Raw genomic sequence first — 24,779 nt, 5'->3', positions numbered from 1 at the left:
CGCCGCGTGCTTCCTCACACCCGGGGCGGGGTCCGGCCCAGGTCGGGTGCCCCTCCCCACGAACTACAATCAGTGTCCATGACTACTCCGCTGGTTCCTGGGCGAATCTCGCCGCAACGTTCGGTTCCCTCCCACATCGTCCGGCCGGAGTACGTCGGACGGAAGCACCCCGTGGAGGGGGTCCTGGGCGACGTGCAGACCCCCGAGACCATCGAGCGGATGCGGGTGGCCGGGCGGATCGCGGCCCAGGCCCTGGAGGAGGTCGGCAGGCACGTCGAGCCGGGGGTGACCACCGACGAGCTGGACCGGATCGGCCACGAGTTCCTGCTGGACCACGGCGCCTACCCCAGCACGCTGGGCTACAAGGGCTACCCCAAGTCGCTGTGCTCCTCGCTCAACGAGGTCATCTGCCACGGCATCCCCGACGACACCGTGGTCTCCGACGGCGACATCGTCAACATCGACATCACCGCCTACAAGGACGGCGTGCACGGCGACACCAACGCCACCTTCCTGGCCGGCGACGTCACCGAGGAGCACCGCCTGCTGGTCGAGCGGACCCGGGAGGCGACGATGCGGGGCATTCGGGCGTGCCGTCCGGGCCGTCAGATCAACGTCATCGGGCGGGTCATCGAGTCCTACGCCAAGCGCTTCGGCTACGGCGTGGTCCGTGACTTCACCGGCCACGGCGTGGGCCCGGAGTTCCACTCGGGCCTGGTGGTGCCGCACTACGACGACCCGCGGGCGGACACCGTCATGGAGCCGGGGATGACCTTCACGATCGAACCGATGATCACGCTCGGCGGCGTGGAGTACGACATGTGGGACGACGGCTGGACCGCCGTGACCGCGGACCGGAGCTGGACCGCCCAGTTCGAACACACCCTGGTCATCACCGACACCGGCGCGGAGATCCTCACCCTGCCCTGACGGTCCGGCCGGAGGCGGGACCGGTGCGACGGCGGGCCCTCCCCCGGCGGCCTCGTACCCGCGGCGCGCCCGGACCGCCGAGACGAGCAGGCACAGGACCGGACCGGGGAAGCGGGGGCACCAGGCGGTGACCGTGGAACGGCGGCGGTCGCGGGCGTAGGGTCGTGCGGGTGAAGATCCTCATCTCCGCCGACATGGAGGGCGCCACCGGCGTCACCTGGCCCGCCGACGTCGAGCCCGGCACCGAGCAGTGGCAGCGCTGCCGGTCCATGTTCACCAGCGACGTCAACGCCGCGATCGAGGGCCTGTTCGAGGGCGGCGCCACCGAGGTCCTGGTCAACGAGGCGCACGCGACCATGCGCAACCTGCTGCTGGAGGAGCTCAACGGCGACGCCACGATGATCACGGGGCGGCACAAGGAGCTGTCCATGGTCGAGGGCGTGCAGTCCGGCGACTGCGACGGCGTGGTGTTCCTGGGCTACCACTGCGGCGCCGGGGACGAGGGCGTGCTCGCGCACACCTACCTGCCCAACGCCGTGACGGGCGTGTGGCTGGACGGCGAGCCCGCCAGCGAGGGACGCCTGAACGCGGCGGTGGTCGCCGAGTACGGCACCCCGGTCATCCTGGTCACGGGGGACGACCGGGCCTGCGAGGACGCGGCCTCCTACGCCCCCTTCGCCCGCACGGTCGCGGTCAAGGAGCACGTCAGCCGGTACGCGGCCCGCTGCCATCCGCCGATCCGGACCGCGCGGGACATCCGCCAGGAGGCGCGGGCCGCCATGCTGCTGGCCGGGCGCCTGGACCCGGCCGAGCCCGCTCCCCGGGCGGTGGAGGTCGAGATGGACTCCGCGCACCTGGCCCAGGCCGCCGCCATCGTGCCGGGTGTGACCCGTACGGGGGTGCGGCGCGTGCGGTACACCTCCCCGGACGCCTACGAGATGATCCGCTGCTTCAAGGCGGTCACCACCCTGGTCTCCAGTGCCATGGAGGAGCGCTACGGCTGAGGGCCGCGACACGCCGGGGGCGCTCGGCGGGGGCACGCGAGGCGGTCCGGCCTCGCCGAATACCCGGGCGGGCGGGCCCGGTGCTGGTAGAACTGTGCCGGGGGCGCCTCCCGGCAACCAGGGCTCCCCGCGTCCCGAATCCCCAGCCGAGAGCGATGCCGTTACACGTGACCGCCACATCCTTTCCCGAGAGAACCGACGGTCTGGCGGCGGCAGGTGAGGACGCCGTCCACCTGACCCGCGAGCTCGTCCGACGCGACTCCACCAACCACGGGGGCGGGCAGGGCGACGAGCGCGCCGCCGCCGAGTACGTCGCCGAGGCGCTCGGTGACGCGGGGCTGTCCCCGAAGGTCCTGGAGCCGGCGCCCCGGCGCGCGAACGTGGTCGCGCGGGTGCCCGGTACCGACCCGACGGCGCCCGCACTGCTGGTGCACGGCCACCTGGACGTGGTCCCCGCCGACGCCGCGGACTGGACCCTGCCGCCCTTCTCCGGGGAGATCGCCGACTGCCCCGTCACGGGCGAGCCCGCCGTGTGGGGGCGCGGCGCGGTGGACATGAAGAACTCCGTGGCCATGGTCACCGCCGTTCTCCGCCACTGGGCCCGGCACGGGCTGCGCCCCCGCCGCGACATCGTCGTGGCCTTCGTCGCCGACGAGGAGGACAGCGCCGCCTACGGCGCCGACTACCTGGTCCGCGAGCACGCCGGGCTGTTCGAGGGGTGCACCACCGCGATCGGCGAGGGCGGCGGGGAGACGGTGCACGCCCGGACCCGTTCCGGCCAACCCGTGCGCCTGTACCCGGTGGGCGCGGCCGAGCGGGGCAGCGCCTGGCTGACCCTGCGCGCCCGGGGCCGGGCCGGGCACGGGTCGCGCCCGCCGGGGGACAACGCCATCGGCGCCCTGGCCGCGGCGGTCGCCCGCCTGGACGGCCACGCGTGGCCGCTGCACCTGACCCCCGTCACCCGCGCGTCGATCGACGCCATCGCGGCCGCCCTGGAGGTGGAGCGCACTCCGGGGGACACCGAGACCGCCGAGGCGGTGGACGCGCTGGTGGCGCGGCTGGGCACGGCCGCGCCGCTGATCGGGCCCACCACCCGCAACAGCGCCGCCCCCACGATGTTCTCGGCGGGGTACAAGGTCAACGTGGTGCCCGGTGAGGCCACCGCGGGGGTGGACGGCCGGGTGCTGCCCGGCGGTGAGGCGCAGTTCGCCGCCACCCTGGACGCGCTCACCGGCGACCGGGTGACCTGGGAGTACGCCCACCGCTCCCCGCCGGTGGCCGCTCCCGTGGACGTGCCCGCCTTCGCTGCGCTGCGCGAGGCCCTGCTGCTGCACGACCCGGGCGCCCACGTGGTGCCGGTCTGCCTGGCCGGGGGCACCGACGCCAAGGTCTTCTCCCGTCTGGGCATCGACTGCTACGGCTTCTCCCCCCTGGCCCAGCCGGAGGGGCTGGACTACACCGAGCTGCTGCACGGGGTGGACGAGAGGGTTCCGGTGGAGGGCCTGCGGTTCGGCGTGCGGGTGCTGGACACGTTCCTGCGCTCCTGACCGCGGGGCCGAGGGAGCAGGGCAGGCGGACGAGTACGGGAGGGCGGACCGTGGGAGAGGCGATGACCGAGGTGGCCGGGGCGGCGGTGCGGGCCCCGGACGGGCGGGGCGTGCGCGAGCTCGTGCGGCCGCCCCGGCTGCGGGAGGGTGACCGGGTCCGGCTGGTCGCGCCGTGCAGCCCCGTTCCGGAGGGGCGGCTGGAGGAGGCGGCGGAGGTGCTGCGCGGCTGGGGGCTGCGGGTGGAGCTGGCCCCGCACGTGCGCGACCGCCACCCCCGGCTGCCCTACCTGGCCGGGGAGGACGCCACCCGGGCCGCGGACCTCCAGGAGGCCTGGTGCGATCCGGACGTGGCCGCGGTGCTGTGCGTGCGCGGCGGCGACGGGGCGCACCGGACCCTGGACCTGGTGGACTTCGGGGCGATGCGGCGGGCCGAGCCCAAGGTGCTGGTGGGGTTCAGCGACATCACGGCGCTGCACGAGGCGTTCGCGGTGGAGCTGGGGGTGGGCACGGTGCACGGCCCGGTGGTCGGAACCCGCTACTTCGTGGGCGATGGCACGGCCCAGGAGGAGCTGCGCACCACCCTGTTCCATCCCGAGCGGCGGACGCTGCTGACCTCGCCGGGCGCGTACGCGCTGGTGCCGGGCCGGGCCGAGGGGGTGACCTTCGGCGGGAACCTGAGCCTGCTCAACGACGGGCTGGCCACCCCGCACAGCCGCCTGTCGGGCGCCGGGGGCGTCCTGCTGCTGGAGGACGTCGGCGAGGACGTGGCCCGGCTGGACCGGATGCTCACCCACCTGCTGCGCACGGGGTGGCTGGAGGGGGTGGCCGGGGTGGCGCTGGGCACGTGGACCGACTGCCCGCCCGGACCGGGTGTGGTGGCCGAGCTGATGCGCGACCGGCTGGAACCCTTGGGAGTGCCGGTGCTGTGGGGGCTGGAGTTCGGGCACTGCGCGGCCCAGCTCACCCTTCCGCTGGGGGTCCCGGCGGTGCTGGACGCCGACGGCGGCACCCTGGAGCTGGCCGTTCCGGGCCTGGCCTGACCCGCGCCGCCCGGCCCTCCACCGGGCCGGGCGGCGGGTGCCGCACAGGAGTCCCCCTCCTCCGGGAGCGCGCGCCCGGTCGCCCGCGGTCCCGTCGAACACCAGGGCGTTGACCGGAACACTCGCGCCGACGATGACCGTCAGCCCGTTCCGCGTGACTCCGCGGGACCTGGGCGCCGCGCGACCGCCCTGTCCCGGTTTCAGCAGGGAACGGCGAGCCCGGTCGGGCGGCCCCCGATGGCGGCCACCGTGCGCCCGCGGTGCGCGGGCCGCCGCCGGGGAGGGGACCCCGCACATCGGAACAAATAAAAATACCGGCATAACCATGGGGGCCATGTGCGGCGCGGTTAGACTTCCCCCATGGTTCGTGAACCGCTGACCGCAGAGCAGATCGAGCGCGGACGCCAGCTGGGCGCCCTGCTCCGTCAGGCCCGGGGGGAGCGCACGATGGTCGACGTCGCGCGCCAGGCCCGGATCTCGGTCGAGACGCTGCGCAAGATCGAGGGCGGGCGCATTCCCACCCCGGCCTTCTTCACGGTCGCCTCGATCGCCGCCGCGCTCGGCCTGTCCCTGGACGGCCTCCTGCGCCGGGTGGACGCCGAGGCCCCCGCCGGGGAACCCGCGCCCACCTCACTGGCGGTCTGACCACGCGGAAGCGGTCGGTGACCGCTCTCAGGCGCGATCGGACCGGTCCTCCCACAGCGCCTCCAGCAACGCGTCGACCGTCGGTGAGCCGAGGCCGCCCGACCGGGACCGGGCGACCCGGCGGCCGGAGTCCAGACACCACTTCCAGAGCCGGTCCAGGCGCCCGGGGTCGAGGGCCTCCCCCGGACGGCGGACCCTCTCCACCGGCCAGTCCCAGACCCTGCCCTGGGCCGCGACCTTGGCACCGCCCACGACCGGGTCCACCGCCACGGCGGGCACCCCGTTGCGCAGGGCGAACACCAGTCCGTGCAGCCGGGTGGTCACCACCAGGTCCATCCGGCGCACCAGGGCGTCGAACTGGTGCGGTTCGGCGCAGTGCAGCCAGTCGGCCGTGTCCAGCCGGGTGTCGATCGGCACGCGCGCGCAGTCCTTGGCCACGAGCCACCTCTCCAGGTCGCGGTGCACCTGCGCATGGGCGGACCGGCCCCGGTACTCGGGCTGTCCGGGCGCGGTGGCCACTCCCACGACGGGCACCGGGAGGCCCGCCGGAGTTCCCGCGGCGAGGTCCCGCCGCGGCTCCTCCCCTCCCCCGTCGCGGGCGAGCACGGTGTGGAAGCCGAGGAGGGCCGGGGCCCGGGAGTCGGTCACCGACACACCGACCGCGATCCGCCGGCAGGACGCGAAGGTCCGGTGGAGCTCCTCGATCCGGTGCCCGCTGACCGGACCGCACACGAAGACCAGATGCGAGTAGGCGGCCGGGTCCACCTCGTCGAGGGACGGCCCCTCAGAGCGGAAGTTGGGGCTCCACGCGGTGTCGTGGTCGACGCCCTCCCCCCGCAGCGCGGCCGAGACCGCCTCCGCGGCCCCGACGTCGCCCGCCGTGGCCTCCCCGTCCACGAACGAGAACCACCCGGCCAGGAGTACCCGTGTGCGAACATGCGGTTCCCCGGTCGTGCCTCGGTCCACGGTTTCCTCCTCGTCCTCGACCACGGCGGTCCCGCCTTCCGTCCGCACGGGACACCCGATGACTGGACTACCTCGGACACGGCCGGACCAACCCCCGGCCTGGCCGGGTGACCGGTCCGCCGCGGGGCTACGGTGGTCAGTAGTGGCGACCGGCACCCGACCGCGCCGTTTCCGCGCCCCGGGGCGGTGGTAGGCACGCAGTCAGGGCCGCGTCAGCCAGGACCGACAGGGGGAGCACATGACCGAACAGGCACTGCGGGTGGACGAGGCCGAACTGCGCGGCCTGCTCGACGGCCGCTGGGCCCACGTGCGAGAACAGGCCCGCGACGTCCTGCAGGGCGAGCTGTTCGCCCCCGTCCACGGACTGTCCACGGAGGAGCACCGGGAGCGCACGCTCACCCAGCTCAGGGCCCTGGCCAAGACGGACCTGCCCGCCTACGGCTTCCCCGAGGCGGTGGGGGGACGCGACGACGTCGGCGCCTCGGTGGTCGGCTTCGAGATGCTGGTCAACGACCTGTCCCTCATGGTGAAGATGGGGGTGCAGTGGGGCCTGTTCGGCGGGGCGATCCGCGCGCTGGGCACCGAGCGCCACCACGCCGAGTACCTGCCCGACGTGATGTCGGTGGAGCTGCCCGGCTGCTTCGCGATGACCGAGACCGGGCACGGCTCGGACGTGCAGAACCTGCGCACCACGGCCACCTACGACCCCGACGCCGAGGAGTTCGTGGTCCACACCCCCGACGAGGCCGCGCGCAAGGACTACATCGGCAACGCCGCCCGCGACGGGCGCATGGCGGTGGTGTTCGCCCAGCTGTACACCGGGGGCGAGTCGCAGGGGGTGCACGCCCTCATGGTCCCGATCCGCGACGGGCGGGACCGTCCCCTGCCGGGCGTGCACATCGGCGACTGCGGTGTCAAGGCCGGACTGCCCGGTGTGGACAACGGTCGCCTGTCGTTCGACCACGTGCGGGTGCCGAGGGCGAACCTGCTCAACCGCTACGGCGACGTGGCCCCGGACGGCACCTACTCCAGCCCGATCGAGAGCAAGAACCGGCGCTTCTTCACCATGCTCGGCACGCTGGTCCGCGGCCGGATCAGCGTGGCGGGCGGCGCGGGCAGCGCCACCAAGGCCGCGCTTGCCATCGCGGTGCGCTACTCCGACACCCGGCGCCAGTTCACCCGGCCCGGGGCCGACGGCGAGCCCGAGCGCGAGGTGCGGGTCCTGGACTACCTCGCCCAGCAGCGCAAGCTCCTGCCCGCCCTGGCCCGCACCTACGGGCTGCACTTCGCGCAGGAGGAGCTGGTGGTGCGGCTGCACGAGCTGTCCCGCTCCGCCGGGCCCGACGAGCACGCCCAGCGGGAGCTGGAGTCGCGGGCGGCCGGACTCAAGGCGGTGGCCACCTGGCACGCCACCCAGACCATCCAGACCTGCCGGGAGGCCTGCGGCGGCGCCGGGTACCTGGCGGAGAACCGCCTGCCCCAGCTCAGGGCCGACTCCGACATCTTCACCACCTTCGAGGGCGACAACACCGTCCTGATGCAGCAGGTGACCAAGGCCCTGCTGACCCACTTCCAGGACTCCTTCGGCGACCTGGACCAGCTGGGGCTGGTGCGGTTCGTGGCGGGCAAGGTCTTCGAGACGGTCATCGAGCGCACCGCCGCCATCCCGCTGATCGACCGGCTCGTGGCGGCGGCCCCGGGGCGCGGCGAGGAGACCAGCCTGTACAACCGCGGCTGGCAGCTGGAGCTGCTGGAGGACCGCGAGAAGCACATCACCGAGGGCCTGGCCGGACGGCTGCGCCGGGCGCGCAAGGACGGCCGCGACGCCTTCGAGGTGTTCAACGGCGCCCAGGACCACGTGCTGCACGCGGCCCGCGCGCACATGGACCGGGTGGTGCTGGAGGCCTTCGTGGCCGGGATCGACCGCTGCGGGGACACCTCGACGGCCAAGCTCCTCAACCGCGTGTGCGACCTGTTCGTGCTGTCGGTGGTGGAGGAGGACCGCGCCTGGTTCCTGGAGCACGAGCGGCTCTCCACCGCGCGGGCCAAGGCGGTCACGCAGGCGGTGAACGACCTGTGCCGGGGGCTGCGCCCCTACGCCGTGCAGCTGGTGAACGCGTTCGGCCTGCGCGACGAGTGGCTGGCCGCGCCGATCGCACTGGGCGCCGAGCACGCCCGCCAGGGCGACCCCGTTCCCGGGCGCGACTGAGCCGGGCGGGATCTATGCTGGTCGAACTCGACTAACCGAAACGGCCGGTGAGGGGTGTACGGATGTCGGCCATACGGCTGCTCGTGCTGGGGGCCGTGCGCCTGCGCGGGCGGGCCCACGGCTACCAGGTACGGGCCGACCTGGAGTTCTGGGGCGCCCACGAGTGGTCCACCGCCAAGCCGGGGTCGATCTACCACGCACTCAAGCAGATGGCCCGGCAGGGGCTGCTGCACGCCCACGAGGTCGCTCCCTCCACGGCGGGCGGGCCGCCCCGGACCGAGTACGAGCTCACCGAGGAGGGGACCCGGGAGTACTTCTCCCTCCTGCGGGAGGCGCTCTCCTCGCACTCCGAGCGGATCGACGTGCTCTCGGCCGGGCTCGGCTTCATCGTCGACCTGCCCCGCGAAGAGGCGCTCGCCCTGCTCAGGAGGCGGGTCGAGGGCCTGGAGGCCTGGCGCGGAGGGGTCGTCGATCACTACGTCACCGAGGACGGCATCGCGGGGATGGGGCACATCGGCGAGATCATGGGCATGTGGGTGCACTCGGCGGAGGCCGACGCGGACTGGACGCGCGGGCTGATCCGCCGGATCGAGGAGGGCGCCCACGTCTTCGCCGGTGAGGAGGGAGAACCCTTCGAGGGCGTCCTCACCCGGGACGCCCCCGTCTGAGCCCCCGGGGCCGCGCCGCCTTCGGGCGGCGCGGCTCGGGTTCAGCGGCCCAGTCGCCGGAACCGGGCCGCGGCCAGGGGGAAGGCCACCGCGAGCAGCAGCAGGGGCCACAGCACGGCCAGCGGCAGGGCGTTCTCCGCGGGCCAGGAGGCACTCACCGCCCCGGGGTTGCCGAACAGCGCGCGCACCGCGCTGGCGGTGGCCGACAGCGGGTTCCACTCGGCCAGCGCCCCCAGCCACCCGGGCATGGACTCGGGCGGGGCGAAGACGCCCGAGGTGAAGGCGAACGGCCACACGAGGATCTGCACCGCCATGACGAGTTCGGGCCTGCCCACGACCAGCCCGAGCCAGATGCCGCACCACAGCATCGCCAGCCGCAGCAGGAGCAGCAGGCCCACCGCGCTCAGGACGGCGGGAAGCGAACCGTGCCAGCGCCAGCCGATCGCGAGACCGGCCAGGAGCATGACCCCCAGACTGACCGCCGACTCCAGCACGTCGGCGACGCCGCGGCCGACCAGGACCGCCGAGGGCGCCATGGGCATGGAGCGGAAGCGGTCGACCACCCCCCGGCCCAGGTCCTGGGTGACCGCGGTCATCGTGGCCTCCAAGCCGAAGGCCATGGTGAGCACGAACATGCCGGGGACCAGGAACTCGGTGTACTCCCCTCCTCCGGCGACGGTCATGGCGCCGCCGAGGAAGAGCGCGAACATCAGCAGCATCACGACCGGGAAGGCCAGGTTGACCGCGACCTGTCCGGGCCGGCGGGCCCAGCGGGCGAGTTCGCGGCGGGTCATGGTCCAGGAGTCTGCGAGCCACCAGCCGAACGCGGAGCCGTGCAGCGGCGCCGTGCCGGCCACCGGGGGAACGTAGGCCGTGTCGCTCACGCGGACACCTCCTCGTGCTCGCCGGGGACCGCGCCGGCGGGGCCTCCGGTCAGGTGCAGGAACACCTCGTCCAGGGTGGGGCGGCGCACGGCGAGGTCCTCGGCGGCGATCCCCGCCGCGTCCAGCGCCCGCACCGCGTGGTGGAGGGCGGCCATCCGGTCGGCGACCGGCGCGCTCACCCTGCGGGTGTCGGCGTCGGTGTCGGCCCGTCCGGTGGCCGAGACCCCGCCGAGCACGGCGGCCGCCTCCGCCAGCCGTCCGGGGTCGCGCAGGACGACGTCGATGCGGTCGCCGCCCACCTCCTCCTTGAGCTGGTCGGCGGTGCCGTCGGCGATCACCCGTCCGCCGTCGACGACGCTGATCCGGTCGGCCAGCTGGTCGGCCTCCTCCAGGTACTGGGTGGTCAGCAGCACGGTGCTGCCGCCGCCGACCAGGGAGCGCACCGCGTTCCACACCTCGCCGCGCCCGCGCGGGTCCAGGCCGGTGGTCGGCTCGTCCAGGAAGAGGACGTCGGGGTCCACCAGGAGCGAGGCGGCCAGGTCCAGGCGCCGCCGCATCCCGCCGCTGTAGGCGCGCACGGGCGTGCGGCCGGTGCCGGCGAGGCCGAACCGCTCCAGCAGCTCCTCGGCCCGCGCGGCGGCCCGGCGCCCGCCCAGGTGGTACAGGCGGCCGAACACCTCCAGGTTCTGGCGCCCGGACAGCTCCTCGTCCACCGCCGCGTGCTGGCCGAGCAGTCCGATGCGGCGGCGCACCAGGCGCGGATGCGCCGCGAGGTCGATCCCGACGACCTCGGCGTACCCCGCCTGGACCCGCAGCAGGGTGGCCAGGGTCCGCACGAGCGTGGTCTTGCCCGCGCCGTTGGGGCCCAGCACCGCGTGCACGGTGCCGCGCCCCACCTCCATGTCCAGGCCGTCCAGGGCCTTCCTGGCGCCGTAGGTTCTGCGCAGCCCCCGTGTACGGACCGCGGGGTCGTTGTCGGCCACAGTTCCCCTCCACTGATCAAATTTGACTACGAGATCATGCGCCACCCGGACCCCGGAGGGCCCGGGCCAGCCCCTCCAGCTCCGGGGAGCCGCCGTACTCCACGTCCGCGGGCTCGTCGCGCCGGATGAAGATCCGGCGCATGGCGCCGGTGAGTGCGGCGTGGCAGGGCGCGGCGTCGTCGGCCGAGACGCAGGGCAGCACGGGGACGACCGCCCCGTTCGCACATTGATCAAGTTTGACTAATACAGGGAGAATAGCCCCCGGGGCGAGGCTAGTCAAACTTGATCAATGGATCTTTCCGGGAAAGAGGCCTTCCCCCGGTCGTCCGCCCTCCCTAACATGAGGGAAATTCACGTTAGGCAGGCCGCACGTGCGCACACCCCCCGCACCGCACTCCCCCTCATCCGCACCGCGCTCCCCCGCCCCCGACGCCGCGCTCGCCGAACCCACCCGTCCCGTCCACGGCCTGTGGGTGGCCGGAATCAGCCTGGCCAACCTGGGCATGTGGATGGCCTTCTTCGGCCCCCTGCAGGTCCTGCTGCCCGAACAGGTCGGCCTGCTCGCCCCCGGCACCAAGGAGACCGCCCTGGCCTGGGTGACCGGCGCGGGCGCGGCCTGCTCCACCCTGGGCACCCCGCTGGCCGGGGCGCTGTCGGACCGCACCACCGGCCGGTTCGGCCGCCGCCGCCCCTGGATCCTGGCCGGGGCCCTCCTCGGCGGCCTGGGCCTGGTGGTCCTGGGTCGGCAGGACGGCGTTCCGGGCGTGCTGCTGGGGTGGTGCTTCGTCCAGGCCGCCCTGTCCTGCCTGAACGCGACACTGCTCGCCGCCGTGCCCGACCGCGTTCCGGTCCGACAGCGCGGCGTGGTCTCGGGGTGGATCGGTATCCCGCAGTCGGCGGGCGTGGTGGTGGCGGTGCTGCTGGTGACCGTGGTGGCCACCGGGATCTCCCCCGGATACACCCTGCTCGGGGTGCTCACCCTGCTGTGCGCGCTGCCGTTCGCACTGCTGGCCCCGGACCCGCCGCTGCCGCGCGAGGCGCGTCCGCCCTGGCGGGGGCTGGCGCGCGGGATGTGGGTGTCCCCGCGCCGCCACCCCGACTTCGGCTGGGCGTGGCTGACCCGTTTCCTCATGCAGACGGGCAACGCCATGTTCACCCTGTACCTGCTGTACTTCCTGGCCGACGGCGTGGGCTACGAGGAACTCTTCCCCGGCTCATCGGCCGCGGACGGCCTGCTGGTGCTGATCGTGGTCTACACGGGGGCCGTGGTGGCCACGACCGTGCTCGCCGGGCTGGTCTCGGACCGCCTCGGCCGCCGCAGGGGCATGGTCTGCCTGTCAGGCGTGGTGGCGGCCGTGCCCGCGTTCCTGCTCGCCGCCTTCCCCACGTGGACGATGAGCCTGGTGTGCGCGGTGGTGCTGGGAATCGGCTTCGGCGTCTTCCTGGCGGTGGACAACGCCCTGGTCACCCAGGTGCTGCCGAGCGCCCGGGGACGGGCCAAGGACCTGGGGATCGTCAACATCGCCAGCGCCGGGCCCCAGGTGATCGCCCCCGCGCTGGCCGGACCGATCGTGGTGTACCTGGGCGGATACCCGGTGCTGTACACCGTGTGCGGACTGCTCACCCTGCTCGGCGCCGCCCTCGTGTGGCGGATCCGGGGGGTGGCGTGAACCCCTTCCGACGAAAGGCAGGTACTCCCCGTGTCGACACCGTTCCTGTGGGGGGTGGCATCGGCCGCCTTCCAGGTGGAGGGAGCCCTGGCCGAGGACGGCCGCGCCCCCTCGGTCTGGGACGTCTTCTCCGCGCGCCCGGGCGCGGTCCGCGACGGGCACAGCCCCGCCGTGGCCTGCGACCACTACCACCGCTGGGAGGAGGACGTGGAGTTGCTGGAGCGGCTCGGGGTGAACGCCTACCGGTTCTCGATCGCCTGGCCGCGCGTGGTCCCGACCGGCGACGGCGCGGTGAACCCGGCCGGGTTGGACTTCTACGACCGGCTGGTGGACGCCCTGCTCGCCCGGGAAATCACTCCTCTGCCCACCCTGTTCCACTGGGACCTGCCCCAGGCCCTGGAGGAGGGGGGCGGCTGGAGTGAGCGCGCGACGGCGCACGCGTTCGCCTCCTACGCGGCGAAGGCCGCCGACCGTCTGGGCGACCGGGTGGGGCGCTGGATCACCCTCAACGAACCCCTGGTGCACGCCACCTACGGGCACGCGCTCGGCGTGCACGCCCCCGGCCGCACCCTGGAGGTGCCAGGAGTGCTGGAGGTGGCCCACCACCTGCTGCTCGCGCACGGCCTGGCCGCCGCCGAGCTGCGCTCGCGCGGCCTGGAGGCGGTGCTGACCAACAACTACTCCCCCGTCGAGCCCGCGGGCGGGTCGGGCGCCGGCGGCGGACCCGACGAGGAGGCCGCGCGGGCCTACGACACCCTGCACAACCGGCTGTTCACCGACCCCGTGCTGACGGGCGCCTACCCGGACGTGTCGGCCCTGGGCGCGGACGCGGTGCCCGGGGTGCGCGCGGGGGACCTGGATCTGATCGCGGGCAGCGCCGACGGGATCGGCGTGAACTACTACAACCCCACCCGGGTCACCGCAACGGAGCCGGGGGCGGGCCTACCGTTCGGGTTCGGCGAGATCCCCGGGGTTCCGGTGACGGGCTTCGGTTGGCCGGTGGTACCCGAGGGGCTGGAGCGGATGATTCTCCTGCTGGGTGAGCGCTACGGCTCGGCGCTGCCGCCGCTGTACGTCACCGAGAACGGCTGCTCCTACCCCGATGCCGTCTCCTCCGACGGCCGGGTCCGGGACCGCGACCGGATCGCCTACCTGGAGGGGCACGTGGGCGCGGTGGAGGCCGCCCGGCGGCGCGGCGCCGACGTGCGCGGGTACTTCGTGTGGACGCTCACCGACAACTTCGAGTGGGCCGAGGGCTACCACCAGCGGTTCGGCCTGGTGCACGTGGACCACGCCACCCAGGCGCGCACGCCCAAGGACTCCTTCGCGTGGTACCGGGACCTCGTCGCCGCCCGGCGCTGAGCCGCGTTCTCGGTGCACCTGGCGGAGGCGGTGCAGACCCGGGGGCCGGGTGAGGACCACCTGGTGCTCGACCGCTCCGGGATCCGGGCCGTGCGCTCCCCGTGAGGTCGGGTCAGTCCGCGACCGCGTCCAGGGTGCCGCTGTCGTCGAACTCGGGAACCTCCTCGCCGCGCTGGCGGGCCGGTTCCCACCACCACCAGTGCGACTCCGGGACCCAGTCGGGCACCTCCCCGCCGCCGACCGCCCCGGCCGCTACCTCGGTCAGGGCGGCGTCGGTGCGTTCGATGGCCTCCAGGTCGCCCGGGCGCAGGACCCGCTCCCAGGGCACGAACTCCGTGCCGAGCAGCTCCAGCATGGACCGCCGCCAGCAGGCGGGCCGGTACCCCTCGTGGTGGCCGTTCTCGGCCGCGGTCTGGCCCCGGATGACGTACAGGCTGAGCCGGTCGGGGTTGTTGCCGCCGCCCAGGAGTTCGGCCAGGGTGGCGCTGAAGTCTCGCCCGGCGGGGGAGCGGCGCTCGGCTGGGGAGGTGGCCCGGTACAGCTCGAAGAGGGCGGCGAAGGCCTCGTCCATCAGGGCGTCGCGGTCCCTGCGGCGCGAGGCGCTCTCAGCGAAGGCGTCCAGCGCCCGCCGGGCCAGGCCCGGGATGTCCCTGCCCGCTCGCGCATCCACCGCCGCACCGCCCCGTTCCTGGCTCCGCCGTCCGATTTTTTTCCGATGATAGGGGTCCCGGTCCCCGCCTACGCGGCCGGTTCAGCCGGTGCGCTCCCGCAGCTGCTCATCGAGGGTGCGCGCCCACTGGCGCACGATCCGGCGCCTGCGGGGCCCGTCGTCGGTGAGCAGGTTGGCCAGTCCCAGGCCGCGCGCCAGGTCGAGGGTGGCCTGGACGGTCTCGCGGACCCCGGGCACCGACTCGTCCACGCCCAGCAGCTCCACGGCGGCCCGGTGGATCTCCCGGCCCATCCGCTCCTCCATGGGGATGATCCGCTCGCGCAGGACCGGGTCGCTGGCGGCGGCCGACCACAGTTGCAGGGCGGCCCGGAAGTCGGTGCCGGTGAAGGCGTCCACCACCATCTGCACGACCGCCTCGGTGCGGCCCGGCCCCTCGGGGACGGCTGCGGCGCCGCGCCGCAGCTCGGCGCCGCGGCTGTCGAGCATGTGCCCCAGCGCGGCCAGGAACAGGTCCTCGCGGGTGGGGAAGTGGTGCTGGGCCGCACCCCGGGACACCCCGGCCCGGCGGGCGACCGCGCCCACGCTGGCTCCGGCCGTGCCGCCCTCGGCCAGGCAGGCGACCGCGGCCTCCAGCAGTCGGGCCCGGGTCGCCCGGCTGCGCTCCTGGCGCGGTTCCCGGCACGCCTCGGTGTCCACCTCGTCCTCCCCCACCGCTCCGCCGCGGCCCCGGCGCGGCCCTCCCGTGTGCTCAGTACGACTTGGGCAGGCCGAGGGACTGCTGGGCCACGTAGTTGAGCACCATCTCCCGGCTCACCGGGGCGATGCGCGCCAGGCGGGCGGCGGCGATCGCCGAACCCAGCCCGTACTCGCTGGCCAGACCGTTGCCCCCCAGAGTCTGCACGGCCTGGTCGACCGCGCGCACGCACGCCTCGGCGGCGGCGTACTTGGCCATGTTGGCCGCCTCCCCGGCCCCCGCGTCGTCGCCGGAATCGTAGCGGAGCGCGGCGTGCTGGGTCATCAGACGGGCCTGTTCGAGTTCGATCTTGACCTGGGCCAGCGGGTGGGCCAGGCCCTGGTGGGCGCCGATGGGGGTGTCGCGCCAGACCCTGCGCTCCCGGGCGTAGGCGACGGCCCGGTCCAGGGCGTGGCGGGCGCTGCCGGAGGCCAGGGAGGCGGCCATGATGCGTTCGGGGTTGAGCCCGGCGAAGAGTTGCAGGAGCCCGGCCTCGGGGTCGCCGACCAGGGCGTCGCCGGGCAGGCGCACGTCGTCCAGGAACAACTGGAACTGGTGGTCGGGGCTGACCAGGTCCATCTCGATCTGACGGGCCTCGAACCCGGGGGTGTCGGTGGGGACGGCGAACAGGGCCGCGGACAGGCGCCCGGTGCCCTCGTCCCGGATCCGGCCGACGACGAGGACGGCGTCGGCGACGTCCACGCCGGAGATGTAGGTCTTGCGGCCGTTGAGCACCCAGCCGTCGCCGTCGCGGCGTGCGGTGGTGGTGATGCGGTGGGAGTTGGACCCGGCGTCGGGCTCGGTGATGGCGAAGGCCATGATGGTCTCGCCGGTGGCCAGTCCGGGCAGCCAGCGGTGCCGCTGGGCGGGGGTGCCGAAGCGGGCCAGGACGGTGCCGCAGATGGCCGGGGAGACCACCATCATCAGGGTGGGGCACCCGGCGGCGCCGAACTCCTCCAGGACGGCGGCCAGGTCGCCGATGCCGCCGCCTCCGCCGCCGTACTCCTCGGGGAGGTTGACGCCCAGGTAGCCGAGCTTTCCGGCCTCGCGCCACAGGTCGGTGAGGTAGGCGCCCTCCCGGGCCCTGGCGCGGTAGTACTCCGAGCCGTATCCGGCGGCGAACGCGGACACGGCGGCGCGCAGTTCGCGGCGTTCGGGGGGTTCGTTGAAGGTCATGGCACCGGTCACGGTCAGGCCCCTTCGTAGTCGAGGACGGCGAGGGGCGCCCCGGCGGGCACCCTCTGGCCCGCCGCGACCGGGATCTCCCGGACGGCACCGGCGGCGGGCGCGGTGACGCGGTGCTCCATCTTCATGGCCTCCAGGCGCAGCAGGGTCTGGCCGGGGGCGACGTGTTCGCCCACGGACACGTCCACGGAGGTGACGGTCCCCGGCATGGGCGCGGGCAGCGCGCCGGGGTCGGCCTCGGCCCGGGGTTCGGGGAGCGGGTCCAGCGGGGTGAGGGTGACCGCGCCCAGGGGGGAGTCGACGTGGACGTCGGCGCCGCCCCGGTGGACGCGGAAGGCGTGGCGCAGGCCGTCGGCCTCCAGGACCACGAGGTCGGGCGCGGCCGACAGGACCCGGACCCCCTCCTGTTCGGGCAGGTGGCGGCCCCGGCTGGTCCGGTAGGCGGTGGTGGTCGTGCTCTGCTCGGCGTCCTCCCCGGGCCGGGCCGTCCCGGCGACCGTGTGGCGGCGCACCTGAGGCCCCGAGGCGAGGTTGCGCCAGTTGGCGGGGATCCCCGCGGGGACGGGGGAACCGGCGCGTGCGGCCTCGGCGGCGGCCAGGGAGGCGGCCAGCGCGGACAGGCGCCGGGTGGCGTCGTCGGCCAGGGGCCGGGCGAGGTCGGCGAGGCGGGCGGGGGCCAGGTGGCCGGTGTGCAGGCGGCCGGGCTGCTCTTCGGCCGCTGTGAACGCGGGGTCGCGCAGGACCCGCACGAGCAGGTCGCGGTTGGTGCCCACGCCGTGGATCCGGGCTCCGGCCAGGGCGGCGGACAGGCGGCGCAGCGCGTCGGGGCGGTCGCGGCCCAGGGCGACGACCTTGGCGAGCAGGGGGTCGAAGTCGGCGCCGACGGTCCCGCCCGCCTCGACGCCGCCGTCCAGGCGCACGCCGGGCGCGGTCAGGGGGGTGAAGCGGGCGGTGGCGGCGGGGACCTCGAAGGTGTGCAGGCGGCCGGTGCGGGGCCGCCAGTCGTCGCCGGGGTCCTCCGCGTACAGGCGGGCCTCCACGGCGTGGCCACGCGGGGCGGGCGGTCCGCCGGGGGGCAGGGCCGCGCCCTCGGCGATCCGGATCTGCCACTCGACCAGGTCCAGGCCGGTGACGCACTCGGTGACGGGGTGCTCGACCTGGAGCCGGGTGTTCATCTCCAGGAAGACGGGGGCGCCGAAGCCCTCCCCGGAGACGGGCACGAGGAACTCGGCCGTTCCGGCTCCGGTGTAGCCGATGGCGCGGGCCAGGCGTCGGGCGGCCTCGTGCAGGCTCCGGCGCAGGTGCTCGGGCAGGCCTGGGGCGGGGGTCTCCTCGACGACCTTCTGGTGGCGGCGCTGGACCGAGCAGTCGCGTTCGCCCAGGGCCCAGACGGTGCCGTGGGCGTCGGCCAGTACCTGAACCTCGACGTGGCGGCCGTCGCGCACGTAGGGCTCGCAGAACACGGCCGGGTCGCCGAAGGCCGCGGCGGCCTCGGCGCGGGCGGAGTCGACCCCGGCGGCCAGGTCGGCGAGGCCGGTGACCACGCGCATGCCGCGTCCGCCGCCGCCGGAGACGGCCTTGACCAGGACGGGCAGGTGTTCGGCGCGCACGTCGCGGGGGTCGAGGGCGTCGGCGACGGGGACTCCGGCGGCGCGGGCGATCTCCTTGGCCCGGGTCTTGGCGCCCATGGCCGCGATGGCGTCGGCGGAGGGGCCGATCCAGGTGAGTCCGGCGGCGGTGACGGCGCGGGCCAGGTCGGGGTTCTCGGACAGGAAGCCGTAGCCGGGGTGGACGGCGTCGGCGCCGGCGGCCACGGCGGCGTCGACGACGGCCAGCGGGTCGAGGTAGGCCTCCACCGGGCCGCGGCCCTCGGGTGCGGGCAGGGCCACGGCGGTGTCGGCCTCGGCCGCGTGCGCGGCCGTCTCCTCACCTGGCGCGTGGACGGCGACGGTGGCGATGCCCAGGTCGCGGCAGGTGCGTAGGACGCGGCGGGCGATCTCGCCGCGGTTGGCGACCAGCAGGCGGGTGACGGGACGCGCGGGGACGGCCGGACGGGGGGCGGCGGAGGGCATGGCGCGGGGTTCCTTCCTCACATCCGGAAGACGCCGAAGCGGTCGGTGCCCCGGACGGGGGCGTTGTGGACGAAGGACAGGCACAGGCCCAGGACGGTGCGGGTGTCGCGGGGGTCGAGGACGCCGTCGTCGTAGACCCGTCCGGACAGGAACAGCGGTAGCGACTCGGCCTCGATCTGGTTCTCGACCATCTCCCGCAGCGCGGCGTCGCCCTCCTCGTCGTAGGGTTGGCCCCGGCGTTCGGCGGCCTGGCGGGAGACGGTGGACAGGACCTCGGCCAGCTGGCGGGGGCCCATGACCGCGGAGCGGGCACTGGGCCAGGCGAACAGGAAGCGGGGGTCGTAGGCCCGGCCGCACATCCCGTAGTGGCCCGCGCCGTAGGAGGCGCCGACGAGGACCGACAGGTGGGGCACGGTGCTGTTGGAGACGGCGTTGATCATCATCGATCCGTGCTTGATGATGCCGCCCCGCTCGTACTCGCGGCCGACCATGTACCCGGTGGTGTTGTGCAGGAAGACGAGCGGGGTGTCGGCGCGGTTGGCGAGCTGGACGAACTGGGCGGCCTTCTGCGCCTCGGCGCTGAAGAGCACGCCGTTGGCGTTGGCCAGCACCCCGACGGGGTAGCCGTGCAGGTCCGCCCAGCCGGTGACCAGGCCGCCGCCGTAGGCGGGTTTGAACTCGTCGAACTCCGAGCCGTCCACGAGCCGGGCGATGATCTCGCGGGGGTCCACGGGCGCCCTGAGGTCGGGCGGCATGACGCCGAGCAGGTCCTCGGCCGGGTACAGGGGTTCGGCGGCGGGCCCCCGGGACACCGGTCCGGCCTTGCGGTGCCGGAGGCGGGCCACGATCCTCCTGCCGATGCGCAGGGCGTCGCGCTCGTCCTCGGCCAGGTGGTCGGCCAGGCCGCTGACCTCGGCGTGCATCCGCGCCCCGCCCAGCGACTCGTCGTCGCTCTCCTCCCCGGTGGCCGCCCGGACCAGCGGCGGGCCGCCCAGGAACACCTTGGAGCGGCCGCGGACCATGACCACGTGGTCGCTCATGCCGGGGATGTAGGCGCCTCCGGCGGTGGAGTTGCCGAAGACCAGCGCGACGGTGGGGATCCCGGCGGCGGACAGGCGGGTCAGGTCGCGGAAGGTGCGCCCTCCGGGAACGAAGATCTCCTTCTGGGTGGGCAGGTCGGCCCCACCGGACTCCACCAGGCTGATCAGCGGCATCCGGTTGTGTTCGGCGATCTCGGCGGCCCGGGCGGACTTCCTCAGGGTCCAGGGGTTGCTGGAGCCGCCGCGCACGGTGGGGTCGTTGGCCACCAGCACGCACTCCGCCCCCGAGACCACGCCGACGCCGGTGACGACGCTGGCGCCGACGTGGAAGTCGCTGCCCCAGGCGGCGAGCGGGGACAGTTCCAGGAAGGGGCTGCCCTCGTCCAGGAGCAGTTCGATCCGCTCGCGGGCCAGCAGGCCGCCCCGGGCGCGGTGGCGCTCGACGTAGCGCTGGCCGCCCCCGGCCAGGGCCTTGGCGTGTTCGGCGTCGATCTCGGCGAGGGCGGCGAGCATGCTCCGGCGGGCCTCGGCGAAGTCGGGCGAGGCGGTGTCCAGACGGGTGGGAAGGACGCTCACGACCGCCCCTCCCTTCCCAGGAGCACCTCCGGGATCGCGGTGCGGCGCGCCCGCAGCCACTCCCCCAGCCCCTTGGCCTGCGGGTCGGTTCCCTCCCGGCGGGCGGTGCCGGGGGCGAGCAGGCCCTCGATCCAGAAGTTGGCGGCGCGCAGCCCGGGCAGCAGGTGGCGGGTCACGCGCAGGCCGGCCGTCTCGGGCAGGAGTGCGCGCAGCAGGTCGGGGGTGAGGGTGGGGACCAGCCACCGCCACGCCAGGTCGTCGTCGACCCACACCCCCAGGTTGGCGTCGGCGCCCTTGTCGCCGCTGCGTGCGCCCAGGACCAGGCCGAGGGGTGCCGTCCGGGTGGGGCCCGGCGGCAGGGGGTCGGGCGGCGGGGGTTCGGGGACCTCCTCCAGGGGGCGGGTGCGCGGCGCCGGGGCGATGCCCGTCCGTCGGCCGTCGGGGAGGATCGCGGTGTGCTCCACCCGGTCGGCGGGGACGGGGGCGGCGGTGGCGGCGACTCCGTCGGGACGGGCCTCGCGCGGGGGCGCGGTGAGGTGGAACCCGGCGTAGCTGCCCAGGGCCAGTTCCACGGCCGCGGCGCCGAGGGAGCGGCCGACCACCGCGGGGTCGGGGTCGCGGGCCACCACGCGCAGCCGGGCGGTGGCCGCGTCCTGGGTGGGCCCGTGGGGGTCCTCGGCGGGCACGAACGTGAAGCGCAGCTCCTCGGGCGGCCGGTCGGCCAGGGCGGCACGCAGCTGGCGTTCGGCCAGGTCCGCCTTGGCCCGGGCGTCCAGGCCGGTCACGCACAGCTCGACCTCGTTGCGGAAGCCGGTGAGGCTGGTCAGGCCCACCTTCAGGTCGGCGGGCGGCTCCTCGCCGCGCGTGCCGCTGAGCAGGACGCGGTCGGGGCCCTGTTCGGTGAGCCGGACGGTGTCCAGGCGGGTGGTGACGTCGGGGCCGGGGTAGCGGGGCCCGGCGACCTCGTAGACGAGCTGGGCGGTGACGGTGCCGGGGGTGACCGCGCCGCCGCTGCCGGGGTGCTTGGTGATGACCGCGCTGCCGTCGGCGTGGATCTCGGCGAGGGGGAAGCCGGGGTGCTCCGGTCCGGGGGCGGCTGAGCCGGGCGGGGCGTAGTTGCCGCCGGTGGCCTGGGTGCCGCACTCGATGACGTGCCCGGCGGCGGTGGCCCCGGCCAGGGCGTCCAGGTCCTCGTGGGTCCAGCCGAAGTGGGCGATGGCGGGACCCACGGTCAGGGAGGCGTCGGTGACCCGGCCGGTGACGACGATGTCGGCGCCCGCCCGCAGGCAGGCGGCGATCCCGAAGCCGCCCAGGTAGGCGTTGGCGGTCAGCGGGGAGCCCAGGCCCAGTTCCTCGGCCCGGCCGATGAGGTCGTCGCCGGTGACGCAGCCGATGCGCGGTTCCAGGCCCAGTGCCTCGGCGAGTTCGGTGAGCCGGTCGGCCAGTCCGCGCGGGTTGAGGCCGCCCGCGTTGGTGACCACCCGGATCCGGCGCTCCATGACGAGCTCCAGGCTCTCGCGCATCTGGCGCAGGAACGTGCGGGCGTAGCCGCGGCCGGGGTCGCCCAACTGGTCGCGGCCCAGGATGGCCATGGTCAGCTCCGCCAGGTAGTCGCCGGTGAGGACGTCCAGGGGGCCTTCGGTGAGCGTCTCGTGGACGGCGCGGAAGCGGTCTCCGTAGAAACCGGAGGCGTTGGCCACCACCAGAGGGGGCACCGGTGCAGCGGTCATGGACCGAGCGTGGCACCGGCCGCCCAGAAAAACAAGCAGTGCTGCTTGTTTTTCTGGGAACGGACAGCTGGTCACCATATGGCCGAAACCGGCCACTCAGCGTGCGTTACCGCCCTCCGCCCCCGGGGCACGCGCGCGGTAGTTTGGGCGCCGTGAACACCTCCCCAGAAGACACACAGCCCACGGACGAGTCCACGGCCCCCGAGGACGCCCCGACCGCCCGGGAGGAGGAGGGGGGCACGAGCGGGGCCGGCGACGCGTTCCTCGCCGGTACCCCGACCTCCTCCCCCAGCGGCCTGTTCTCCGCGGAGACCTTCAGCCTCGTCGGCGTCATGATGCTCGCGGTCACCGCGTTGAACACCCGGCTGCTGCAGCTCTTCGGCCTGTTCACCGTGGGCCCCGACGCACGGTTCGGGGCGGCGGAGAACGCGGCCGCGGCGTCCGCGGAGATCGTGGTCGCGGGCGGACTGAGCGCCCTGTCCGTGCTCGCCGCGGCCCTGTCGCTGTTCCTGGGCGGCTACACCACGCGCGCGTGGAGCCGCTGGACCGCCGCCGCGACCGTGATCGTCGGGACCCTGCTGGTCCTGGTCTCGGTGCTGACCTACGTCAGCCTGCCCGCCACCGGCTGAGCCTCCCCGGCGGGGACCGACCGACCGGAGGGGCCGCGGCCCCTCTCCGGACCCGGAGGGCGTGTTCACCGGCCCGTCGGGCAGGCGTTGACCGCACCGCCCCGGTCCCGGCCCCGGTCTCCAGCCGGGTTCCGCGCCGCCGCACGCCAGGTCACCGAAGGGCGGCCCGGACGACACGCCCGGGACCGGGGGCGGGGCCGGCGGGGGCGCGACCGGCCCCCGAACACCGCCGAAGCGCGCCGCGGGGGCGTTTCGCGAGATCCCCGCCGCGTTCTCGCGGGTACGTTGGGCCCGTGAGTACAGCACCAGGCGACAACGAACCGACGGAACGCGCCCCGGGCACCGACCCGGAGACCGACGGTGACCCGGCCGGGGGAGCCGCCGCTCCGCAGCCCGAGGGGAACCGCCCCCGGTTCGCCGCCCACGAGGAGGACACCGGGATCCCCTTCGCGGGGCCGGACGAGGATCCCGCCGCCCCCGGAGAGCCGCAGGCCCCCGCTGAGGACCGGGCGGCCGCGGAGGCGACCGCCCCGCCGGAGCGCGGGAGGCGGCGCGGCCTGAGCGAGGCCCTGTCCGCGGAGACCTTCGCGCTGACCGCGCTGGTCCTGGTCGTGATCCCCCTGATATCGGGCCAGCTGCCCCAACTGCTGGCCACGGTGTTCCTCATCGGCGGGCAGCCGATCGCCGTGGAGCAGGCCCGGCAGCTGTCCATCCAGATCCTGGTCAGCGGCGCGCCCGCCGTGGTCTCGGCCGCCGTCGCCGGGCTCTCCCTGGTCCTGGCCGGGGTCCGCACCCGGCCCTGGGCCCGCTGGGCGGCCGCCGCGTCGCTGATCGTGAGCCTGCTGCTGGTGGTCGTGGCGGTGGTGGCCTACGTGCTGGTGCCCGAGGGCACCCAGCTCCCGCCGCCCCCGTTCGGCGACTGACCCCGGCGGCCCCGGGCTCCTCAGGCGATCCGGTCGATCACCAGCGGCCGGGGCTCGTGGCGGGCGTCGTCCCCGATGTCGAAGGAGCCCTCCAGCGCCTGTGCCGCGCGGTCGAACCGCGCGGCCTCGTCGGCGTGCAGGGTGAACAGCGGCTCGCCCGCGGCGACCCGCTCCCCCGGCTTGGCGTGCAGGGTGACCCCGGCGCCGAAGGACACCGCGTCCTCCTTGCGGGCCCGGCCCGCGCCCAGCCGCCACGCGGCGAGCCCCACCTGGTAGGCGTCCAGACGGGTGAGCGTCCCCGTGGCGGGGGCGAGCACGACCCGGCGCTCGGCGGCCTCGGGCAGGGGCGCCTCGGGGTCGCCGCCCTGCGCGCGGACCAGATCCTTCCACGCGGCCAGCGCGCTGCCGTCCCGCAGCGCCTCGGCGGGGTCCTTGACCCCGCCCCGTCCGGGGGTGAGCCCGGCGGCGGCCAGCATCTCCCGGGCCAGGGCCACGGTCAGCCCGACCACGTCGGCGGGTCCGGCGCCGGAGAGCACCTCCACCGCCTCGGCCACCTCCAGGGCGTTGCCGACCCGGCGCCCCAGGGGCGTGGACATGTCGGTGAGCAGCGCGACCGTACGCACCCCGTGGTCGGTGCCGATGTCGACCATGGTGCGGGCCAGCTCGCGCGCCGAGGCGACGTCCTTCATGAAGGCGCCCGAGCCCACCTTGACGTCCAGGACCAGGGCCCCGGTGCCCTCGGCGAGCTTCTTGCTCATGATGGAGGCCGCGATGAGCGGGATCGACTCGACGGTCCCGGTCACGTCGCGCAGCGCGTACAGCTTGCGGTCGGCCGGAGCCAGTCCGGCTCCGGCGGCGCAGATCACCCCGCCGGTCTCCTCCAGGACCCGGCGCATCTCGGCGGTGGACAGCGAGGCCCGCCATCCGGGGATGGACTCCAGCTTGTCCAGGGTGCCGCCGGTGTGGCCCAGGCCCCGTCCGGACAGCTGCGGGACGGCCCCGCCGCAGGCCGCCACGGTCGGGGTGAGCGGCAGGGTGATCTTGTCGCCCACGCCGCCGGTGGAGTGCTTGTCGGTGGTGGGCCGGTCCAGGCCGGTGAAGTCCAGGCGCTCCCCCGAGGCCAGCATCGCCTCGGTCCAGCGGCTGACCTCGGCGCGGTCCATGCCGCGCAGGAAGATCGCCATGGCCAGGGCCGACATCTGCTCCTCGGCCACCTCGCCCCGGGTGTAGGCGTCGATCACCCAGTCGATCTGCTCGGGGGTCAGCCGGTGCCCGTCGCGCTTGGCGCGGATGACCTCGATGACGTCCATGTC

The 24,779-nt window shown here is 74.8% G+C and carries 22 protein-coding genes; 11 read left to right on the top strand and 11 right to left on the bottom strand.

The window, feature by feature from the left end; translation table 11 throughout:
* Window positions 1-78 precede the first annotated feature (78 nt).
* From map to FYW95_RS17115, 5 genes are all read left to right on the top strand, one after another.
* A complete protein-coding gene (gene map, locus FYW95_RS17135; RefSeq protein WP_159942242.1) occupies window positions 79-930 on the top strand; it encodes a type I methionyl aminopeptidase in 852 nt (283 codons plus the stop codon).
* Window positions 931-1,100: 170 nt separating this feature from the next.
* Window positions 1,101-1,934: a M55 family metallopeptidase gene (locus FYW95_RS17130; protein WP_159942243.1), complete on the top strand. Its 834-nt coding sequence runs from the start codon at window positions 1,101-1,103 to the stop codon at window positions 1,932-1,934.
* 167 nt (window positions 1,935-2,101) lie between these two features.
* Window positions 2,102-3,481 (top strand): M20/M25/M40 family metallo-hydrolase, encoded by a 1,380-nt coding sequence (locus FYW95_RS17125; protein ID WP_370462373.1) that lies wholly within the window; start codon window positions 2,102-2,104, stop codon window positions 3,479-3,481.
* A gap of 62 nt (window positions 3,482-3,543) precedes the next feature.
* The gene (locus FYW95_RS17120; protein ID WP_159942245.1) at window positions 3,544-4,521 is read left to right on the top strand and encodes a S66 peptidase family protein; all 978 of its coding nucleotides are present in this window, start codon (window positions 3,544-3,546) and stop codon (window positions 4,519-4,521) included.
* 360 nt (window positions 4,522-4,881) lie between these two features.
* A complete protein-coding gene (locus tag FYW95_RS17115; RefSeq protein ID WP_159942246.1) occupies window positions 4,882-5,166 on the top strand; it encodes a helix-turn-helix domain-containing protein in 285 nt (94 codons plus the stop codon).
* A 27-nt stretch (window positions 5,167-5,193) separates the two neighbouring features.
* Here FYW95_RS17115 and FYW95_RS17110 read toward each other — a convergent pair whose 3' ends face one another.
* Window positions 5,194-6,132 carry a polysaccharide pyruvyl transferase family protein gene (locus tag FYW95_RS17110; protein WP_159942247.1) on the bottom strand — a complete coding sequence of 313 codons (939 nt, stop codon included), beginning with the start codon at window positions 6,130-6,132 and terminating at the stop codon, window positions 5,194-5,196.
* 238 nt (window positions 6,133-6,370) lie between these two features.
* On the opposite strand from FYW95_RS17110, the gene FYW95_RS17105 reads away from it, so the two are divergent.
* Window positions 6,371-8,341: an acyl-CoA dehydrogenase family protein gene (locus tag FYW95_RS17105; protein ID WP_159942248.1), complete on the top strand. Its 1,971-nt coding sequence runs from the start codon at window positions 6,371-6,373 to the stop codon at window positions 8,339-8,341.
* Between the two features lie 62 nt (window positions 8,342-8,403).
* Window positions 8,404-9,009, top strand: coding sequence for a PadR family transcriptional regulator (locus tag FYW95_RS17100; protein ID WP_159942249.1), 606 nt, complete (start codon window positions 8,404-8,406; stop codon window positions 9,007-9,009).
* Between the two features lie 41 nt (window positions 9,010-9,050).
* Here the strand turns inward: FYW95_RS17100 and FYW95_RS17095 are convergent, their stop codons facing one another.
* The 3 genes from FYW95_RS17095 to FYW95_RS28295 are packed head-to-tail and all read right to left on the bottom strand — an operon-like array spanning window position 9,051 to window position 11,078.
* Entirely contained in the window at window positions 9,051-9,893 is an 843-nt protein-coding gene (locus FYW95_RS17095; protein WP_236567736.1) for an ABC transporter permease, read from the bottom strand.
* Entirely contained in the window at window positions 9,890-10,876 is a 987-nt protein-coding gene (locus FYW95_RS17090; RefSeq protein WP_159942250.1) for an ATP-binding cassette domain-containing protein, read from the bottom strand. Before FYW95_RS17090 ends, FYW95_RS17095 begins: the two co-directional genes overlap by 4 nt.
* Window positions 10,877-10,910: 34 nt before the next feature.
* A complete protein-coding gene (locus FYW95_RS28295; protein ID WP_236567737.1) occupies window positions 10,911-11,078 on the bottom strand; it encodes a hypothetical protein in 168 nt (55 codons plus the stop codon).
* Window positions 11,079-11,247: 169 nt separating this feature from the next.
* Here FYW95_RS28295 and FYW95_RS17080 point away from each other — a divergent pair, with 169 nt between their 5' ends.
* Together FYW95_RS17080 and FYW95_RS17075 are read left to right on the top strand one after the other, a co-directional pair.
* Window positions 11,248-12,546 (top strand): MFS transporter, encoded by a 1,299-nt coding sequence (locus FYW95_RS17080; protein WP_159942251.1) that lies wholly within the window; start codon window positions 11,248-11,250, stop codon window positions 12,544-12,546.
* A gap of 30 nt (window positions 12,547-12,576) precedes the next feature.
* Window positions 12,577-13,908, top strand: a complete 1,332-nt coding sequence (locus tag FYW95_RS17075) for a GH1 family beta-glucosidase (protein ID WP_160050559.1) — start codon at window positions 12,577-12,579, stop codon at window positions 13,906-13,908.
* Window positions 13,909-14,020: 112 nt separating this feature from the next.
* Here the strand turns inward: FYW95_RS17075 and FYW95_RS17070 are convergent, their stop codons facing one another.
* The 6 genes from FYW95_RS17070 to FYW95_RS17045 form a co-directional block, all read right to left on the bottom strand.
* Window positions 14,021-14,578, bottom strand: coding sequence for a hypothetical protein (locus FYW95_RS17070; protein ID WP_159942253.1), 558 nt, complete (start codon window positions 14,576-14,578; stop codon window positions 14,021-14,023).
* 81 nt (window positions 14,579-14,659) lie between these two features.
* Window positions 14,660-15,274, bottom strand: coding sequence for a TetR/AcrR family transcriptional regulator (locus FYW95_RS17065; protein ID WP_159942319.1), 615 nt, complete (start codon window positions 15,272-15,274; stop codon window positions 14,660-14,662).
* 52 nt (window positions 15,275-15,326) lie between these two features.
* Window positions 15,327-16,499 (bottom strand): acyl-CoA dehydrogenase family protein, encoded by a 1,173-nt coding sequence (locus FYW95_RS17060; protein WP_159942254.1) that lies wholly within the window; start codon window positions 16,497-16,499, stop codon window positions 15,327-15,329.
* A gap of 2 nt (window positions 16,500-16,501) precedes the next feature.
* A complete protein-coding gene (locus FYW95_RS17055; protein ID WP_159942255.1) occupies window positions 16,502-18,568 on the bottom strand; it encodes an ATP-binding protein in 2,067 nt (688 codons plus the stop codon).
* 17 nt (window positions 18,569-18,585) lie between these two features.
* A complete protein-coding gene (locus FYW95_RS17050; protein WP_159942256.1) occupies window positions 18,586-20,184 on the bottom strand; it encodes an acyl-CoA carboxylase subunit beta in 1,599 nt (532 codons plus the stop codon).
* Entirely contained in the window at window positions 20,181-21,914 is a 1,734-nt protein-coding gene (locus FYW95_RS17045; protein ID WP_159942257.1) for an acyclic terpene utilization AtuA family protein, read from the bottom strand. The genes FYW95_RS17050 and FYW95_RS17045 overlap by 4 nt, the downstream gene beginning before the upstream one ends.
* 152 nt (window positions 21,915-22,066) lie before the next feature.
* Between FYW95_RS17045 and FYW95_RS17040 the strand changes: the two genes are divergently transcribed.
* Both FYW95_RS17040 and FYW95_RS17035 read left to right on the top strand, forming a co-directional pair.
* Window positions 22,067-22,543: a hypothetical protein gene (locus tag FYW95_RS17040; RefSeq protein ID WP_159942258.1), complete on the top strand. Its 477-nt coding sequence runs from the start codon at window positions 22,067-22,069 to the stop codon at window positions 22,541-22,543.
* A gap of 293 nt (window positions 22,544-22,836) precedes the next feature.
* Window positions 22,837-23,466: a hypothetical protein gene (locus FYW95_RS17035; protein WP_159942259.1), complete on the top strand. Its 630-nt coding sequence runs from the start codon at window positions 22,837-22,839 to the stop codon at window positions 23,464-23,466.
* A gap of 20 nt (window positions 23,467-23,486) precedes the next feature.
* Here FYW95_RS17035 and FYW95_RS17030 read toward each other — a convergent pair whose 3' ends face one another.
* The gene (locus tag FYW95_RS17030; RefSeq protein WP_159942260.1) at window positions 23,487-24,776 is read right to left on the bottom strand and encodes a thymidine phosphorylase; all 1,290 of its coding nucleotides are present in this window, start codon (window positions 24,774-24,776) and stop codon (window positions 23,487-23,489) included.
* Between the last annotated feature and the right edge of the window lie 3 nt (window positions 24,777-24,779).

It is taken from the genome of Nocardiopsis sp. FR4, assembly GCF_009830945.1.
GTDB lineage: Bacteria > Actinomycetota > Actinomycetes > Streptosporangiales > Streptosporangiaceae > Nocardiopsis.
This window is presented reverse-complemented; position numbering and strand designations above follow the sequence as displayed.

Bases quoted from the DNA above. Each gene is read 5' to 3' on its own strand.
- map (WP_159942242.1), top strand. From the start codon at position 79: ATGACTACTCCGCTGGTTCCTGGGCGAATCTCGCCGCAACGTTCGGTT.
- FYW95_RS17120 (WP_159942245.1), top strand. From the start codon at position 3,544: ATGACCGAGGTGGCCGGGGCGGCGGTGCGGGCCCCGGACGGGCGGGGC.
- FYW95_RS17115 (WP_159942246.1), top strand. From the start codon at position 4,882: ATGGTTCGTGAACCGCTGACCGCAGAGCAGATCGAGCGCGGACGCCAG.
- FYW95_RS17105 (WP_159942248.1), top strand. From the start codon at position 6,371: ATGACCGAACAGGCACTGCGGGTGGACGAGGCCGAACTGCGCGGCCTG.
- FYW95_RS17100 (WP_159942249.1), top strand. From the start codon at position 8,404: ATGTCGGCCATACGGCTGCTCGTGCTGGGGGCCGTGCGCCTGCGCGGG.
- FYW95_RS17055 (WP_159942255.1), bottom strand. From the start codon at position 18,568: ATGCCCTCCGCCGCCCCCCGTCCGGCCGTCCCCGCGCGTCCCGTCACC.
- FYW95_RS17045 (WP_159942257.1), bottom strand. From the start codon at position 21,914: ATGACCGCTGCACCGGTGCCCCCTCTGGTGGTGGCCAACGCCTCCGGT.
- FYW95_RS17030 (WP_159942260.1), bottom strand. From the start codon at position 24,776: ATGGACGTCATCGAGGTCATCCGCGCCAAGCGCGACGGGCACCGGCTG.